This window comes from Actinocrispum sp. NPDC049592 (genome assembly GCF_040675465.1).
GTDB lineage: Bacteria > Actinomycetota > Actinomycetes > Mycobacteriales > Pseudonocardiaceae > Kibdelosporangium.
In genome coordinates, this window is record NZ_JBFAPA010000010.1 from 67,932 (window position 1) to 84,326 (window position 16,395).

11 protein-coding genes are annotated in these 16,395 nt (G+C 68.5%); 1 reads left to right on the forward strand and 10 read right to left on the reverse strand.

Annotated elements, in window-relative coordinates:
• Positions 1-189 precede the first annotated feature (189 nt).
• The 4 genes from AB0J95_RS25155 to AB0J95_RS25170 all read right to left on the reverse strand — a co-directional run bounded on the left by AB0J95_RS25155 (position 190) and on the right by AB0J95_RS25170 (position 2,765).
• Complete coding sequence (locus AB0J95_RS25155; protein WP_364762336.1) at positions 190-825, reverse strand: hypothetical protein; 636 nt, start codon at positions 823-825, stop codon at positions 190-192.
• Positions 826-996: 171 nt separating this feature from the next.
• On the reverse strand, positions 997-1,398 hold the full coding sequence (locus AB0J95_RS25160) for a VOC family protein (RefSeq protein WP_364762338.1): 402 nt from the start codon (positions 1,396-1,398) through the stop codon (positions 997-999).
• A 140-nt stretch (positions 1,399-1,538) separates the two neighbouring features.
• Positions 1,539-1,700: a hypothetical protein gene (locus AB0J95_RS25165; RefSeq protein WP_364762341.1), complete on the reverse strand. Its 162-nt coding sequence runs from the start codon at positions 1,698-1,700 to the stop codon at positions 1,539-1,541.
• A gap of 69 nt (positions 1,701-1,769) precedes the next feature.
• Complete coding sequence (locus AB0J95_RS25170; RefSeq protein ID WP_364762344.1) at positions 1,770-2,765, reverse strand: aldo/keto reductase; 996 nt, start codon at positions 2,763-2,765, stop codon at positions 1,770-1,772.
• A gap of 126 nt (positions 2,766-2,891) precedes the next feature.
• On the opposite strand from AB0J95_RS25170, the gene AB0J95_RS25175 reads away from it, so the two are divergent.
• Complete coding sequence (locus AB0J95_RS25175; RefSeq protein WP_364762347.1) at positions 2,892-3,746, forward strand: helix-turn-helix transcriptional regulator; 855 nt, start codon at positions 2,892-2,894, stop codon at positions 3,744-3,746.
• A gap of 295 nt (positions 3,747-4,041) precedes the next feature.
• On the opposite strand, the gene AB0J95_RS25180 is transcribed toward AB0J95_RS25175, so the two are convergent.
• The 6 genes from AB0J95_RS25180 to AB0J95_RS25205 all read right to left on the reverse strand — a co-directional run bounded on the left by AB0J95_RS25180 (position 4,042) and on the right by AB0J95_RS25205 (position 16,385).
• Entirely contained in the window at positions 4,042-4,377 is a 336-nt protein-coding gene (locus AB0J95_RS25180) for a DUF4333 domain-containing protein (protein WP_364762350.1), read from the reverse strand.
• A gap of 239 nt (positions 4,378-4,616) precedes the next feature.
• A complete protein-coding gene (locus AB0J95_RS25185; protein WP_364762353.1) occupies positions 4,617-7,796 on the reverse strand; it encodes a S8 family serine peptidase in 3,180 nt (1,059 codons plus the stop codon).
• Positions 7,797-8,015: 219 nt separating this feature from the next.
• A complete protein-coding gene (locus AB0J95_RS25190; RefSeq protein WP_364762356.1) occupies positions 8,016-10,907 on the reverse strand; it encodes an RICIN domain-containing protein in 2,892 nt (963 codons plus the stop codon).
• Between the two features lie 47 nt (positions 10,908-10,954).
• Complete coding sequence (locus AB0J95_RS25195) at positions 10,955-13,864, reverse strand: glycoside hydrolase N-terminal domain-containing protein (protein WP_364762359.1); 2,910 nt, start codon at positions 13,862-13,864, stop codon at positions 10,955-10,957.
• Positions 13,843-14,004, reverse strand: coding sequence for an RICIN domain-containing protein (locus AB0J95_RS25200; protein ID WP_364762362.1), 162 nt, complete (start codon positions 14,002-14,004; stop codon positions 13,843-13,845). Before AB0J95_RS25200 ends, AB0J95_RS25195 begins: the two co-directional genes overlap by 22 nt.
• The gene (locus AB0J95_RS25205) at positions 14,001-16,385 is read right to left on the reverse strand and encodes a ricin-type beta-trefoil lectin domain protein (RefSeq protein WP_364762365.1); all 2,385 of its coding nucleotides are present in this window, start codon (positions 16,383-16,385) and stop codon (positions 14,001-14,003) included. The genes AB0J95_RS25200 and AB0J95_RS25205 overlap by 4 nt, the downstream gene beginning before the upstream one ends.
• Positions 16,386-16,395: the final 10 nt, after the last annotated feature.

The window sequence follows — 16,395 nt, forward strand, 5'->3', positions numbered from 1 at the left end:
GACAACGCATCCCCCGAACGTAGCAACTTGGCGAGTTTCCAACGTTGTGCCAACGATGCAAAATACCGTTTGTTCCGTCTTGCCGGATTTTGGAAGTTACTGCCCAGGGCCCCGCAGTGCTCATCAGTCCGACCGGCCGCCGCCGAAGGAGCTGTCCACAATGTCGGCTCCCAGCCGGATGGCGAGCGTTCATCCTGGGAGGTGGCGGCCTCGGGAGGGCTCGATCTCGAGTGGCACGGTTGTGCCGTCGCCGATCTGGTGGCGCTGGGTGATGGTGTGGTCGAGTTGCTTGGCCAGGCGCTGGATGGTGGTCGAGGTCAGGTAGGTGTCGGCGCCCGCGTCGAGCATGCGGCGGACCGGGCCGTGATAGCTGACGCCGAGGACGTCGTCCTCGACTTCGGCGATGACGACGCGGGCCTTCGGAAACATCGACCGGAGGCTCCCGATCAACTGTGGACTGACCGGTGGCACGAGCAGCACATCGGCTGTCACCGGCGCCGCGTGCAGATCCAGCACGATGTAATCCGCACCGAGCCCGGCGGACAGTGACGTCCGGGCAGCGGCCGACAGCTTCATCGCGGTGGCGACGACTGTCACGTTGTCGTAGTCCACCAGCGGTTGTTCGGCGGTCGTGCCTGGCGAGCCAGGGTCGATGGTCCCGTCCAGCGCGCCGCCCGTGCTCGAGACCACCGCGACCGGGGTGCCGTCCCGCGTGATGACCAGGTCCTCGCCGGGTCCAAGGGTGTCGATGAGTTCCACGACGTCCTCGGGCAGTCGCGTCACGTCGATCCGCCGCGCTGCCGGCCCGGCGCGTTCGTCGGTCATGAGGCGCGCGACATCATGGAACTCGATCTCCCCACATCCGTTGGGACGCACGACGGCAGTGCTGGGTTGCCCGGCAGCGAAGTAGCCCGCTGAGCAAAGCCGGAAATTGGCCACAGCTGCACCGCATCCGCCGATGACACCCGCATCCTGGCTGGATGTCTGTGCGCCTGATCAGCCGAAGGCCTGGGTGCCGCCGTGCTGGGAATCCGGGATCGGCGGCGCCCATGGGGGTCTGCGGATGAGACAGAACGGATGGCCCGCGGGGTCGGCGTAAACGTCTTCGCCGTCGAGTTCGGCCGCGCCCAGTGCCAGGACGCGGGGTCCGGCGGCCGCCGGGTCCTCGACCATGAGGTCGAAGTGGACTTGTTGCGGCACAGCGGGATCCGGCCAGGTCGGCGCCTGGTGGCCGGGGGCAAGCTGGAACGCCAGACCGGAGGAGGTTTCGTTGTCCGCGACCACGACCCAGTCGTGGCTCCGGTAGGTGATGGGCTGGCCCAGCAGTTCCGAGTAGAACGCGGCGAGGGCTGCGGGGTCGGGGCAGTCGAGGACCACGTGGTGCATCCGTCCGATCATGGCGACGATGATGGCCTGTGGCACGGCCGATGTCGAGTGTCCATTCAGGACGGTAGCCACTCGATCGGTGACCACACAGTGCGTTCGTCCGTGCGGGCGCGCACCATCGTGCGGCACTTCGCTCGCTGCCCGCGAAGGGTTCACGCTCGGCCCTTGCGGCGCCGAGGCGCCGCGGAGCGGGGTGACGCCGAGCGCATGTGCTCCCGCACCGGCGCGAGTAGCGCGGCGAGGGTCGTCACGTCGTCGTGCGACAGCGGCGCGACGAGCAGGCCGCTGACGACATCGACATGACCGGGCAGCACGTCCGCGAGCAGTGCTCGTCCGGCATCGATGATGGTGACCGTGACGCTCCGCTGAGACCCAGCTCCGGCTCAGTTCCCCACGCCGAGGCCGGCCATGAACGCGGACGGGTACCGGTCGCCGCGCGCCGCGCCCGACGGCACGGCCTTCTCGATCTCGGCGAGGTCTGCCGCGGTGAGGTCGAGTTCCGCCGCGGGCATCGCCTCGGCCAGCCGGTCGCGGGTGCGGGCGCCGACCAGCGGCACGATGTCCTCGCCCTGTGCGGCTACCCAGGCGATGGCCAGCTGCGCGACGGTGCAACCCTTCGCCTCGGCGACCTGGCGCAGCGCCTCCACGAGGGTGAGGTTGTGTTCCACGTTCCCGCTGGAGAACCGCGGGCTGAAGCCGCGGCTGTCGCCAGGGCCGGCGGTGTGGCCGGCGGACCAGTGCCCGGAGATCAGGCCGCGGCCCAGGACGCCGTACGCGGTCAGGCCGATGCCCAGCTCCCGCAGCGTCGGCAGGATGTCCGCCTCCGCCGCGCGGGAGATCAGCGAGTACTCGATCTGCAGGTCGGCGACGGGGTGCACGGCGTGTGCCCGGCGGATCGTCGCCGCATCCACCTCGGAGAGACCGAGGTGCCGCACATGACCGGCGTCGATCATCTCCTTGATCGCGCCCACCGTCTCCTCGATCGGCACCGCCGGGTCCAGCCGGGCGGGGCGGTAGATGTCGATGTGGTCGGTGCCCAGCCGGGTCAGCGAGTAGGCCAGGAAGTTCTTCACCGCCTCGGGACGGTTGTCCGGCCCGGCGAACTCGGAGCCCGGCCCCCGCAGCATGCCGAACTTGACGCTCAGCCGGTAGCTGTCCCGATCCCGGCCACGCAGGGCCTCGGCAAGCAGCAACTCGTTGTGGCCCATGCCGTAGAAGTCACCGGTGTCGATCAGCGTGACGCCGGCCTTCACCGCGGCGCGCACGGTGGCGACACTCTCCTCGCGGTCGGCCGCGCCGTAGGCGCCGGACATACCCATCGCTCCCAGGCCGAGCACGGAAACGGCCGGTCCGGTGTGGCCCAGGGTTCGTGTCTGCATCGTGTTCTCCTCCGTCGTCGATCTGTCCCCCACCTTGGGCCCGTGCCGCGACGCATGGGAGCGGAGCGTTCATCGTGGGAGTGCGGCTCCCTGGATGGGTTCACCGCTGGGCGGGACCATGGAGCCATGCGACGTGACGAGCTCGCCGACTTCCTGCGCCGCCGCCGCGCGGCGATCCGGCCGGGCGAGGTCGGCATCGTGGACGGCCCGCGCCGCCGCACCACCGGCCTGCGGCGGGAGGAGGTGGCCATGCTCGCCGGCATGTCGGTGGACTACGTCGTACGCCTCGAGCAGGGCCGCAGCAGTCAGCCCTCGACCCAGTTGCTCGCCGCGCTGGCCCGGGCGTTGCGCCTGTCCGACGACGAGCGCGACCACCTGTTCCACCTGGCCGGCCAGCATCCGCCGGCTGCCGACGGGGTGGCTCGCCTGGCTCGGGCCGGCCTGGTGCGCATGCTCGACCTGCTCGTCGACATCCCGGCCCTGGTGCTGTCCGACCTGGGCGAGGTCCTCGCCCAGAACCAGGCGGCCGTCCTGCTGGCAGGCGACCTCACCGGCTTCTCCGGCGATCAGCGCTACGTCGTGCACCGGTGGTTCACCGACCCCGCTGTCCGCGCCGGATGCCCGCCCGAGGAGCAGGAGCATCGGGCTCGTCAGTTCGTGGCCGACCTGCGCGCGGCCGCCGGCCGCCGGTCCGGCGATCCCACCGTCACGGGACTCGTCGACCGGTTGCAGGCCGTGAGCACCGACTTCCGGCGGCTCTGGGCCGAGCACGAGGTCGCCGTCCGGCGCGCCGACCGCAAAACCCTGCTGCACCCACGGGTGGGCCGCATGGTGATGGACTGCGAAACGCTGGTCACTCCCGACCAGCGCCAGGAGCTGGTGGTGCTCACCCCCGCGGACGACCAAACCCGCGAGCGCCTGCAGCTGTTGCGGGTGCTCGGCGTCGAGGAGTTCCCGATCGGGACTACGAGCGGTCCCTGACGTCCTCGACCCGTCGGCCGACGAAGACGACGTCGTGGATCACCCCGTCCAGGTCGGCGACGCCTGGCAGGCATCCCCATTCCTGGAAGCCGACGGACCGCAACAGCCGTCGTCGGGCTCATTTCCGCTCGTTCCAGCCGCGACGGGGTCGGCCGGCTGATGCCTGTACCGTGCCAGCTCCCCCAGCGACCAGCCACGGTCCATCCGCAATTCGGCACATCCTGGACACCACAACATGTCCATTGTGGACGAATGTGCGGTCTCGGCGGGACGATTGGGAGATCTCTGGTGGTCCTCAGCGCGAGCTGATGGACAAAGAGCCCTGCTCGTCCATGATGGTGACCTGGAAGTACTCCGTGGTGACGCCAGTGTCGGCCCGGCAGTCGAACTTGCTGCCCACCTCCACCACGACGGAGACGGGGCAGGACACCTTGGGGGTCGCTCCGTCCCTCGTGGACCCGGCCTCGTTGGTCACCAGCTTCGTCACCGCCTCCGGGTCCAGCACCCGCTGCTGCTTGCCCGAGGCGAAGCCGGTACTCATCCCCTTGATCGTCAACACAACCGCGCAGACGGCGACGACGAACGCAGAGAACGCCACCACGGTACGAGGGAAATCGCGCTGTTCGGCCATGCGCGCATTCGTACCTCAGTGGACCGTCGATCGAGACCCGGGTTGCGAAACCTGTGCCGCAGATCACAAGTGACAGACCTGAGGACCGCATTCACGATGAGGCTGGTTGCGCGGTCAGGCAGTACCGCACAAGAGGGCCGGACCTGCCGGTCAGCGTAGGCAGGGGAAGATCGACGAGTTCACGTCGCACGCGGAGCGCAGCGATAGCAGCTTCCGCGCGAATACCTGGGGGTGGCTGATCAGGGCGACCGGGGTCGCAAGCGGTATGCACGCATGATCTTCTGGCTCACGGTGTTGCCATGGGTGTCGCGGGCGCTTGCCCGCAACGACACGAACCCGGCTCCGTTCGGGTGATGGATCAGCGCGACACCCCGGTCACCAACCACGACAACCGGCACGTTCGTCCACTGTGAACCGTCATCGAAGGACACTTCCACGGTCACGTTCCGGACCGTGGAAGCCGTCCTGCTCCGGTCGATGGTCAGCGGAACCAGCACCGCCCGGCCTGCCTGAGCCGAACCGGTCTCGTCCAACTCGGGCGCGAACATGACCGAGAGCATCGGCAACTCCGTGGCGTCCCTGGTGGACTGCGACTGGAACTCCCACGCGGCTTCGACCACAGTGGAAGTTTCGGCGTCGCGGCTGCCGCGGGCCACCAACCGGTAGCGCGAGCGGTCCGGCGGTACCTGGAAAACGGACCCGTCCGGGCTCAGCTCACCGGTGACGAGCGTGCCGTCGCGGTAGAGCTCGGTGCGCCCTTCGCCGTCCCAGCTGGACACGTACCCGTAGCGGCCCGCGATCGGGTCGGACATCAGCGGCAGCGGCGCGTCGATCAGGTTGCCGTTCCGGCTGACCGGGTGCGCGGACACGGCCGGACCGAACACGCCCGACAGCCAGGTCTCCTCATACTTACTGCTTGCGGTGTACGGCCGTCCTCGTTGGCCTTGCGCCTGCGCGAATACCGGAGACGTCTGGAACAGGCCCGAGAGCCATTCGACCGGACCGGTGCTGTGGAAGTAGGACATCAGCGTGCCCGGGAGGGTGATCTCGTCGTCCTTGATCGGCTCGGCCGGCGGTGCGCTGACCGCGCCCGGGCGATGGGCGAAGTCGACGCGGTCGGCGGTGCCAGTGCCGTTGGCCGCGCCATAACTTCCGCGTACCGCCGCCAGATCACGGTCGCTGATCACCGGGTGGTCAAGGGCGATCTTGTCGTCGCTCGCGAACCCGATGTTGCACACGGACACGCCGTCCGGGCCGCACGTCGTGCTGCCCACGACCCCGCGCACGTACTGCGCTTGGGTGTAGACCATGCCGGGAGTCGTTGCGGGAACGACATAAGTCTCGTCGACCGACTGCATGGCCCACGGATTCATGCCGGTCATCCCGAACGCCATGCCGACCGGACCGGTACCCTCGGTGTCGTTGAGCGTGATCGCGACCTGCCCGGCCGCCCGGCCGTCGAGGGTCGTCTCGATGTCGTGGTCGAGCGTGACCTCCTTGGCCACCAACGTGAACGCGGGCTCCCACGGCGGGCGTGCCGGGTTGGCCGACGGGATCCACGAGAAGACCGTGTACCGGCCCTGCGGCACATCGCTCGACAGGGCGCGGCCATCGGCGACGAACCCGAGGTAGTACTCACGAGTGTCGTGGTTGGCCAACACGACGCTGAAGCCGAACCCCTTGCCGTTCTGCTCGCCGTTGCGGTCGATCGCGTTGACCACGATGTGCTGGCTCGTTACCGCACGATGTGCCGAAACAGCAGTCCTGACAACGGTTTGGCCGGCACGCGCGGTGATCAGGGCGCCGTTGTCGTTCGCCGACTTCGCGGTCACGGTGACCTTCGCCTCGCCTCGCGCGGGCAGCAGAACCTCGTGCCGGTCCAGCTTGATCCCGTTGGGGGCGTTCAGGGTGAGGTGGACCGGCTGGCCGCTGTCGTTGCGGTAGGTGATCACACCGGTCGGCGTCCTGCTGAGGTTGACCGTCGCCGGCGACGCGTAGACCTGTTGCCCGGTCGATCGATCGAGGTTCACGGTGCCCACGCCCTGCTCGACGACTTCGGCGCCGTCGACCGGATCGGCCGTGCTGACCAGCGCGGCCTTGATCTGCGCCGGTGTCCAGCCGGGGTGCTGCCCGGCCACGATCGCCGCCGCGGCGGTCACGTGCGGCGTGGCCATCGACGTGCCGCTGGCCTGGGTGTACCGGTCATCGAGCGGTAGGCCCAGGTTCGTGCCCGCCGCCCGCGCGGCGGTGATGGCGTAGCCCGGCGCGGTGATCTCCGGCTTGACCGCGAAGTCGCCGACCCGGGGGCCGCGGCTGGAGAAGAAGCTGAGCTGGCCGTCCTTGGTCACGCTGCCCACGGTCAACGCGGCATCGGCGGAACCCGGTGCGCTCACCGTGCCGGCAGCGCCGCTGTTGCCCGCAGCGACAACGAACAGCGTGCCGTACTTCTCGCTGAGGGTGTTCAGCGCCTGCGACAACTCGTCGGTGCCGTCGGTGGGATCGCCGCCCAGGCTCAGGTTCACCACTTTGGCGCCGGACTTGGCCGCCCACTCCATGCCCGCGATGATGGCCGAGTCCTCGCAACTGGTGTCCGCGCAGACCCGGCCGATCATCAGAGTGGCGCCCGGCGCGACACCCGGCTGCGGCCCTGTCCCCGCGATGATCCCGGCAACGTGGGTGCCGTGCCCGATCGAGTCCTTGACGCCATCGGAGCTGTCGGTGAAGTCGCGGGTCTCGACGATCCGCCCGGCGATGTCCGGGTGTTTCGCGTCCACCCCGGTGTCCAGGACCGCGACCTTCACGCCCTTGGCGGTCAACCCACGCCGCCACGCGGCGGGAGCCTGGATCTGCTTGACGCTCTCGACATCCAGCGGACGCGCCGTGCCGTCCAACGAGATTCTCTCGACCCCGGCCGGCAGCCGGTCGGCCTGCATCGGCGCCTGGGGGTTGATGCTCTTCCAGAAGCCCGCCGTGTCCGCCTGGCGGACACTCATCGCGACGGCGTTGATCGACGGCAGCTCCCGCTTCACCTGGGCGCCCTTGAGTTTGCGGGAACCCGGCGCGCGATATCGGACGATCAACGGCAGCACGGCCCGATCCCGCGTGGCGAGCAGGTCGGTGATGTCGAACAGCTTCGGGTCCAGCGCCCCACTGGCGAGCAACCGCTCGGCGTCGAACGGGACCACCGAGACCTTCCCGGCGACGACCTTTCGCGTGTACGGGATGCCTTCGCGTCCCGGTCCACGCCGGAACACGATCTGGTGCTCGGCGGTCACGATGACCCTGTCACCGGTGATGAGAGTGACGGCGCCGGTGTCCCGCTGAACGGGCGCCACGAGCGGACTATCGGCCCTCACCGGTGTGCCACCGGCCAACGTGGCGATCATGGCCACGATCACGGATGCCGCGCAACGCTTCATCGGTACTCCCAGGCAGGCAAGCGGACGAGTACGTCGAGCGGCCTCTCCTGCCTAGTCCACCCCACACCAACTTGTCCAGTCCATTCACCCCAAGCGCCGCAAGCAATACATCTTTGGTCTAGTCCATCACCATCGAGAACAACGCGACCGCCTACGCTGCCGCTCGTCATACTCACCGACGTGGCCGGGGCCCGTCACGATGGCTGGCAGGCGACAACCTCAACCCCAGCGGGCCGAGTTGCCGAAGTTGGCGGGTTCGGTCTCGCCCACGGCACCGGCCGTGTCGGTGGTGGTGATCGTGACGGTGGCGTCGGGCAGACCCGCCGACCTCGCCGTGATGGTCGTCGTGCCGGCGTAGTAGGAGCGGAACTCGATCCCCGCCTTCCCGTTGAACTCCTGCGTACCCGGGGTGAAGGTGTACGACTTGCCGCCGGGCAGGATGCCCGGACCGCTGGTCACGGTCAGCGTGACGGCGCGGGAATCGCTGACCCACGCGCCCGAGGCGTTTCGCATCGTCACCACGAGCTGGGTGTCCGTGGTGCCGTCGTCGGTGATCGTGGTTGACGAGTACCTCCCGGCCGCCAGCGTCATGCTGGTCGCGGTTGCGTTCGTGGACTGCTCGCGGGCCACGGGCGTGGGGTCGGCGATGGTGGTGGTGCCCGACCACCTCGCCTTGTTGGCCCGGTACCAGTACCACTGGTCCTTCGGCAGCCGGTAGTAGTCGATCATGCCCATCCGGGCGAGGTCCGCGCCGAAGATGGTGCCGTGGTCGAAGCCGGCCCAGATGGCCAGTCCGGCGCTTCCGGTCGTGAGCCTGAACCTGGTCCCATCGGACGGATCCCTGATGTCGCCGTACGTCGGATCGTAGGTACCGGGCCGGTCGGAGGTGTACGACCCGTACTCCGAGACGACGTTCGGCATCCAGGTGTTGGTGATCTTTCCACCGTCGCCGTTGTAGCCGGCGACGTCACAGATCGAGAGTTGGTCGAGCGAGCTGCGTTGCACGCCGCCCATGGCTGCCTTGCGGGTCGGATCGAGCTGGTGGGAGTAGTCGCGCAGGTTGCTGACGAGCGCCTTGGCCTTGTTCAGGGTGGCCGAAGAGGTGAAGAACACCTCGTTTCCCATGGACCAGTTGATGATCGAGGGGTGGTTGCGGTTGACCCGGATCATGTCGCGCAGGGAGTCCATGGCGCTCTGTTCGAAGCCCGGCTGGTCGGCCGTCTTCTGCGGATAGCCGTCCGCCCGGTAGTCGTTGGCACTGCCGGTCGGGGTGGGCTCCAGACCTGCGGTGGCGGTCGCCCAGAAGGTGTTCTCGGACCAGAACATGACGCCGAGCTTGTCCGTGGCGTCGGCGAAGGACGGGTCGTGGGGGTAGTGCGACCCCCGGATGAAGTTCATGCCGGCCTCGCGGACGTAGCGGACGTCGCGCTCGAATCCCGAGTTGGTGACGGCATTGCTCCAGCCACCGTGGTCTTGGTGCACGTCGGCCCCGACCAGCAAGGTCTTGACTCCGTTGAGGTAGAAGCCGTCCACCTTCCACTGCGCGCTCCGGAAACCGAAAGTGCTGTCGTAGGAGTCGACGACGGTGCCGTCGCTGATCGTCCCGTCCGCGGTGCCGTCGACCACCAACGAAGTGGTCACCGTGTACAGCGCGGGGTTGTTCGGCGCCCAGAGATCGAGGTTCTGCACCATGCCGGCGGTGTTCGACAGGGATCCGCTCAGGGCGTCGAGGGTCGCCGTGGTCGCCGCGCCGAGAGTCCGTACGGGCGAGTCGAACGTCGCCAGCACGGTGTTCGAGCCCTGCTTGCGTACCTCTTGGCGGGCGTAGACGTCGATCGCCGAGGAGCCGTCGTTGCGCACCTCCGTCTGCACCCTCACGTTCGAGCGGCGGGCCGCGATGTTCGCGCGCAGATCGGTGTCGCTCGGGTACTGCGACAGGTCGATGTTGCGGTAGTACGCCGCGTTGCTCGTGTCCCAGCCCGGGTTGGTGAGCGCGGGCGTGGTGACGAAGGTGCCGTACCAGGCGACGTGGACGTTGTCCGTCACGTTCAGGAAGACGTCGCGGTAAAGGCCGCCGCTGAACTGGTGGTCGCCCGTCCGGGGGGCGAGGTCCGGCCGCCAGCTGTTGTCCACGCGCACCGATATCTCGTTGTCACCGGAACGGATCGAGTTGGTGATGTCGAAGACGAATCCGGTGTAGCCGCCTCGGTGCGTACCGGTCTTGGTCCCGTTGACCCACACGTCGGTGACCGAGAACGCCCCCTCGGACTCGAACTCGACGCGCCTGCCGGCCCAGGACGGGGGAACGGTGAAGTGCTTGCGGTACCAGCCCGCACCAACGTGGAAAGACTCCCCACCCTTGGCACCGCCTACGTCGTAGGGGGCGTCGAAGTCGTGGGGCAGGGCCACGGGGACCCACGTCGAGTCGTCGAAGTCGGGGTTCTGGGCACCCGGCACATCCGAACGGACGAACCTCCACTCCCGGTCGAAGCTGACCTTCTGCCGGGGACCCGAGCCGGGTGGTGGAGGAGTGCTGCCGCCGTCGAGGAGGATGAGCTGCCACTGCTGGCTGGGGCCGTTCGAGTCGCTGCGCTGGTCGACCGTTGCGCCATCGGCGGTCGACTGGCCTTGTACCTCCACGGCCTTGCTGCTGTTGCGGTTGATCAGCCGGATGTAGCCGTTGCCGGAGTCGGCGAGGCTGAACTGCTGGTTGGTGCCGTTGTTGTCGGGCCACTGCACCACGGCGGCGCCGTCAGCGGTGGACTTGCCGTAGACGTCGAGGACCTTGCCCGAGTGGCGGGCGCGGACCTTGTAGTAGCCGGCGCCGGCGTCGACGAACTGGAACTGCTGGTTGGTGGCGTTGGTGCGCGACCATTGGACGAGCTTGGCGCCGTCGGCCGTGGAGGCGCCGTTCACGTCGAGGGCCTTGCCGCTGTTGCGGTTCAGCAGCAGGTACCAGGCGTTGGTGTCGACGGTGGCGGCCACGGCGGTGTTGGTGGTGACCGCGGCAACGCCGCCGCCGAGCAGGATCATCGCCGTCGCGGCGACGATGCCAGACCGCCAGGTGCGGCGTCGTGGAGAGGGCGATGGCGCCTCACCATTGGCATGCATCATGCGCTCCTTGTCCGGTCTCCTGGCGAGAAACGAGGGCGATCGGGTCACCCGTCGACGATCTGCCACTGCTGGTTGGTGCCCGTGTTGGCGGCCCACTCGATCACGCGGGCGCCGTCGCTCGCCGAGCCGCCCTCCACGTCCGCACACAGACCGGTGCGTACGTTGACGAGCCGGTAGTAGCCGTCACCGGTGTCGGCGAGCTTCCACCACTGGTTGTCGCTGTTGGTGTCCTGCCACTGATCCAGCTGGGTGCCCTGGCCGCCTCCGGCCGGGCTGTCGAGCAGCCGGCCGCTGTTGCGGTTGACCAGGCGGACCGAACCGTCCGGATTGGACAGAAGCTGCCACTGCTGGTTGGCACCGCCGGACCAGGTCCACTGGACGACCTTGACGCCGTCGGCCGTTCCGTTGCCGGTGACGTCGAGAACCTTGCCGCTGCGCCGGTTGACCAGCCTGACGTACCCGCTTTGCTGGGGCGGGGAAAGGGAGACGGTGATGTCGGTGCGCTGGTTCGCCGTCAGGGACACAACTCTTGCGTTGGCGCCCAGTGGCGATGTGGTGACGGGCGCCGTCGTGGTCACGGATGTCATGCCCCGGCGGCTGATCAGCGTGAGGTCCTGGTTGATCGCTGAGGTCACGGATAGCGTGGCCGTGCGGGCGGACAGGTCCCAGCTGAGACTGTGGACCCGGATCTGGCCACGCGCCCGCACACCGGTGATCGAGCCCTTGGCCAGTTGCCCGGGCAGGGCCGGGAGGATCTCCAGCACGCCCGGCCGGGAGTAGAGCAACGCCTCGGCCAGCACACCGGGGATCGCGTGGGCGGCGTCGGCGTTGTAGGTCTCCAGGTTCGGGTTGTGCGAGGTCATCAGCGACCGGAAGACCATGTTGTTGCCGATGATCTTGCGGAGGTTGGCGTAGACCTTCCCGCCGTCCTTCAGCCGGGCGGCGGCCAACGCCCGGTGCAGGCTCCCGTGGGCGGAAAGGTTCTCGTCGCCACGCAGTTCCAGTGCCCGCAACGCGGGTGCGATCAGGTCGGGCCGGGTCTCGGGGGTGATCTCGTGCAGCGGCCAGGCGCCGTACAGGTGGTGGACGTGCCGGTGGTTGTAGTTGTCGCCCAGGCTCGGCCAGGACCACTCCGCCAGGGCGTTGTCGCCGTTGATCCGGTACGCGGGCAGTTTCCCGAGCAACGCCGTCCAGCGCTGGACGCCCTGGCCGCTGCCCTGCTCCACGCCGAGCGCGTTGGCCGCCGCGATGGCGGCCTGGAGCGCGTGCTTGCCGGCCATGATGTCGCCGGTCGCGTTGACGGAGAACAATACCCGGGTATTGCCGGGCGCGTTCTCCATCGAGAACGACGGCACGAACACGACTTTGCCGCCAGAGTCTGTCCGGGTCAGGAAGTCCTCGTAAAACAGCGCCAGTTCCATCAACGCGGGGCCTAGCTTGTCCCGCAGGAACGCCTGGTCGCCGGTGACCTCCCAGTACTCGACGAGCGGGTGGAGCAACCAGTCGGCGCCGCCGGTCCAGGCCTGGCCGGGAAAGCCGCCGTCGAAGTGGAGCATGTGCCCGTACTCGCCGTCGGTCCGGGACGGGGCGAGGAAACCTCGGGCGCCGTAAAGGTTGCGCGCGTTGGTGCGCCACTGGGCGAGCTGGCCGAGGACGAGGGTGAAGTACCCCTGCATGGCCTCGGGGGTGTCCAGGATGTTGCCGCCGGCGACCTGGAGGTTGATGTTGGCGTCGGTGGTGAAGTCGTCGGCCCAGGCGCCGGTCCACGTGCCGGTCCAGATCCCGGTCAGTCGCGGCGGCAGGATCCCGCTGGAGCTGATGAAGAGGTACCGCCCCGAGTCGTAGAGGCGTTCCAGCAGCGCGATGTCGATGACGCTCTTGTTGTTGTTCTGCCGGGTGATCAGTTCGCTGACCGGCAGTCCCCGGTCGGCGGCGGAGACGTCGAGGTCCAGCCGGGAGCGGTCGTACCAGGCGGTGTGCACCGCGGTGTGCCGTGCACGCAGCGCGGTGTAGTCGGTGTCGACCGCGGCCAGCGCCGCGTGCAGCGGCTGGGAGTCCCACGCGTTCGGCGTCTCGTACCGGTCGAGCTTGGTGAGCAGCAGCAGCCGCGTCGCTCTGGAAACGACAATGGTGGCCCCGCTGGCGGCGACGGTGCCTCCGGTCGGGACGACGCGCGTGACGCCTTCGTAGCCGAACGCGCCTTGCCCGGAGGGATAGGTGCCGCGCAGGTTCAGGTAGCCGGAACCGTTGCCGACGGTGGCCCGGATCGTGAAGCCCACGCTGCCGGGCACTCCGTCCAACGCGGTGTTCACGCTCAGGGTCGCGTCGATCGTCCGGCCGGGCGCCGGCGTCAGCTCGTGGACGATCACGCGGTCGGCGCGGGAGACGAACGCTCGGCGGGTCCACGTGCCGTTGCCGTCGGTCCAACTGGCGGTGACCTCGCCGGTGCGGAAGTCGGTCACGCGGCCGTAGTCGTTGGCCGTGGTCATGTCCGGCGCCGCGATCCGGAGCTCGTACGCCGGGTGGTAGGTCTGGGTCCAGCGCAGCGACCAGCCGGCCGCGAAGTCCCGGTTCGCGCCGGCGTAGTCACCGGCGAGCGCCTTGTCCCGGACACCCTGCAGACGTCCCGAAATCACCGGCGGGGTCAGCGATCGGGAACCGTTGGGCAGTACGAGGCGGTGGTAGTTGAAGATCACCTTCTCCAGCGTCGGCGCGCCGTACAACGTGGCACCGTACTCACCGTTGCCGGTCAGGAAACCGTCCGTCCAGGACGTGGCCGGGCTGATGTCGTAGATACCCCGCTCTGGCAGGGTGATCTGCGGCGGTACGGCCGCCGCGGCCGCACCGGACACCAACCCACCGGGCACAGCCGCGGCCCCGGCGGTCAACGTGGCAGCGGTGAGAAAACGCCTGCGGTCGATGGGCAGGTCCATCACGGCCATCCCGTCGTCCATCGCTGGTCGCCGCCGCCGTTGCACGTCCACGGCCGGGCCAGCGCTGTGTCCACAGTGGACGCACCGGTTACGTCGAGGCACAACCCGGACCGGGCACCCGTGATCGTGCCGGCCGGGTTGATCCCGCGTACGTTCCTCATGATCGCGTCCACTTCTGGGCGTTGCCGCCGTTGCAGGTCTGCAGGGTCACCGGCGTACTGTTCGCGGTCCCGCCGGCGTTCGGGGCGAGGCAGAGCCCTGACTGGACACCGGTGACCGTGCCGTCGGCGTTGACGTTCCACTGCTGGTTCGCGCCACCGGTGCAGTCCCAGATGATCGCCCTGGTGCCAGGTGCGGTGCCGGCGCCCTCGGCGTCCAGGCACTTGCTGCCATACACCTGTATCTGCTTGGTGGTGTTGACCGTCCATTGTTGGTTGCTGCCGCCGTTGCAGTCCCACAGCGTCACCTGCGTGCCGTTGGTCTGGGACGCGTTCGGGACGTCCAGGCACCGGCCGGCGTTGTTGTTGCGCAGCGCCGATGTCGTCCCGCCACCCGAGCCGGCGACGGCGAGGTTGTCGAACTGCGCGGTCTCGCCCTGACTGGTGGCGAGCCCGACCTGACCGGCGGACAGCGTGGTGTCGGTCACCGTCCCGACGACGGTGCCGTCGATGCTGGCGGTGATGGTGCTACCGGAGAAGCCGAGGGACAACGCGTGCCAGCGGTTGGTGCCGAGCGCGGCGGTCGTGCCGCTACGCAGCGTGGTGACCTGCGCGCTGGTGTTGTTGCGCAGGATCGACCAGGCGCCGGTGTCGCTGACCCGCAGGTAGTAGGCGTTCAGCGCGGCCTGGTTGCCCGTGTCCTGCCCGCCGGCGCGGCCGATCAGCTCGACGTACCCCGCCTTCTCCAGCAGCGCGTCCGCCGACACCGTGTAGTTGCTCCAGGCCACGTTGCCCAGCAACGCGTACGGGTCGGTCCTCGTCTTCCAGGGGATCGCCTGCTGCGGGGAGGCCTGGCGCACGCACATGCCCGAGCGGCCCGCGCCACAGCCGGTGATCTCGAAGGCGCCCTCCATGTTCATGAGGTACTTGGCCTCCTTGCCGGCCGCGTACCCGTCGAAGCCATCGCTGTAGGGCAGGTTCAGCGAACCCTGCGGCGGGCTCGTCGCGGTGCCCTTGCCCTGCCCGGTGGTCGTGGTGATGCTGTAGAGGTATCCGGGTTGGACGGTCAGGGAGAACGCGCCTCCGGACGGGGTGATGTCGGTGGTGTGCGCGAAGAAGTCCGCGGGGTTGCTGGAGTTGAGGTTGGTCGCCCACACGTGCACCTGGCCGGTGGACAGCCCGCCGGTGACGTTGACGTTCAGCGTCTGCGCCGAGGTGGCGTCCATGGTCTCGATGACCGTGCTGTAGTCGCTGTTGTTGGGCGACTTCAGGGACACGTAGCTGCCGTTGTTGCGGTTCCCCCCGATGTAGCCGCTGGAGGAGTCGAGGTACTTCCACCCCGGCGCGGTGAACTGGGTGGTGTGCGCCAGCGCCCACGTGTCCTTGCCGACGGAATACCAGCCCGACCACGGCTGGTTGGCCAGGATCAGCCCCACGGTAGGCCAGGGGATGTTCGGGGTGACGGCGGCGATGAGGTCCCAGTTGAGGTACGCGGTCATCTTGGCGTCGAGGTAGACCCGGTTGATGCCACGGGCCAGCGGCTTCGCACCGTCGTTGTAGTCCTGGGAGCCGTTCTCGCTGGACCACAGCGTCTTACCGGAGTTCGCGACGTTCGACGGGACACCGCAGGAGGTCTGCGCGCTCAGGTAGCCACACGTGTAGTGGGCGCTGAGCACGTCGACCGCGTTGCGGTAGGCGGTGTTGCTCGAGATCGGGCCGGCCGGTCCCCAGTCTCCCGGCCACGAGTCACCGGAGATGATCTTGACGTTGCTGTACCCCTTGGCGTTGAGCGCGTTGCGGATGGTGACGATCCAGTCCGCGTTCCACTGCTTCTCGTTCTGGACGGGCGTGAGGTAGTCGATCGTCAGCCCGTGCTGCTTGGCACATCCCAGCCAGGACAGGAGGTAGTCCACCAGGTCGTTGGAGTAGAAGGTGCCGTTGCCGATCCAGCCCGGTGCGCCCCACGGCAGGCCCACCAGCTTGATGTTCGGGTTACGGGCCTTGGCCTGCTCCATGATCCACCACTCGTACCCGCGGTCACAGTTGAGGTCGCCGCGGAAGTGGGCGTGGCTGGCCTCCGCCCCGCTGGTGGAGTTGGTGTCACCGCCGATCTCCGCCTTGAGGATCTGCAGGGACGCGCCGGAGCCGGGTTTGAACAGGTAGTCGAGGATCTGGCCGCGTTGCGGCTCGGGGTAGTCGATCAGCAGGCGGCTGTTGCCCCCACCGCCGCTGACCGCGCCAACACCGTCGAACGTACGACCACCCGACGCGCCGTTGATCGTGATCGACGTGGCGGCCTGGGCGGGTGTCACCCCCACGACACCGCCGGCGGCGAGGACGACCGCGACCGCGGTGCACACGCGCCGGAGCAGGGTTCCGGGCATGGCTGTACTC

What these genes read in the sequence shown, in the direction of transcription:
- AB0J95_RS25155 (WP_364762336.1), bottom strand. Translation starts at nt 825, where the DNA reads ATGACCGACGAACGCGCCGGGCCGGCAGCGCGGCGGATCGACGTGACG.
- AB0J95_RS25160 (WP_364762338.1), bottom strand. Translation starts at nt 1,398, where the DNA reads ATGATCGGACGGATGCACCACGTGGTCCTCGACTGCCCCGACCCCGCA.
- AB0J95_RS25170 (WP_364762344.1), bottom strand. Translation starts at nt 2,765, where the DNA reads ATGCAGACACGAACCCTGGGCCACACCGGACCGGCCGTTTCCGTGCTC.
- AB0J95_RS25175 (WP_364762347.1), top strand. Translation starts at nt 2,892, where the DNA reads ATGCGACGTGACGAGCTCGCCGACTTCCTGCGCCGCCGCCGCGCGGCG.
- AB0J95_RS25180 (WP_364762350.1), bottom strand. Translation starts at nt 4,377, where the DNA reads ATGGCCGAACAGCGCGATTTCCCTCGTACCGTGGTGGCGTTCTCTGCG.
- AB0J95_RS25185 (WP_364762353.1), bottom strand. Translation starts at nt 7,796, where the DNA reads ATGAAGCGTTGCGCGGCATCCGTGATCGTGGCCATGATCGCCACGTTG.
- AB0J95_RS25190 (WP_364762356.1), bottom strand. Translation starts at nt 10,907, where the DNA reads ATGCATGCCAATGGTGAGGCGCCATCGCCCTCTCCACGACGCCGCACC.
- AB0J95_RS25195 (WP_364762359.1), bottom strand. Translation starts at nt 13,864, where the DNA reads ATGGACGACGGGATGGCCGTGATGGACCTGCCCATCGACCGCAGGCGT.
- AB0J95_RS25200 (WP_364762362.1), bottom strand. Translation starts at nt 14,004, where the DNA reads ATGAGGAACGTACGCGGGATCAACCCGGCCGGCACGATCACGGGTGCC.
- AB0J95_RS25205 (WP_364762365.1), bottom strand. Translation starts at nt 16,385, where the DNA reads ATGCCCGGAACCCTGCTCCGGCGCGTGTGCACCGCGGTCGCGGTCGTC.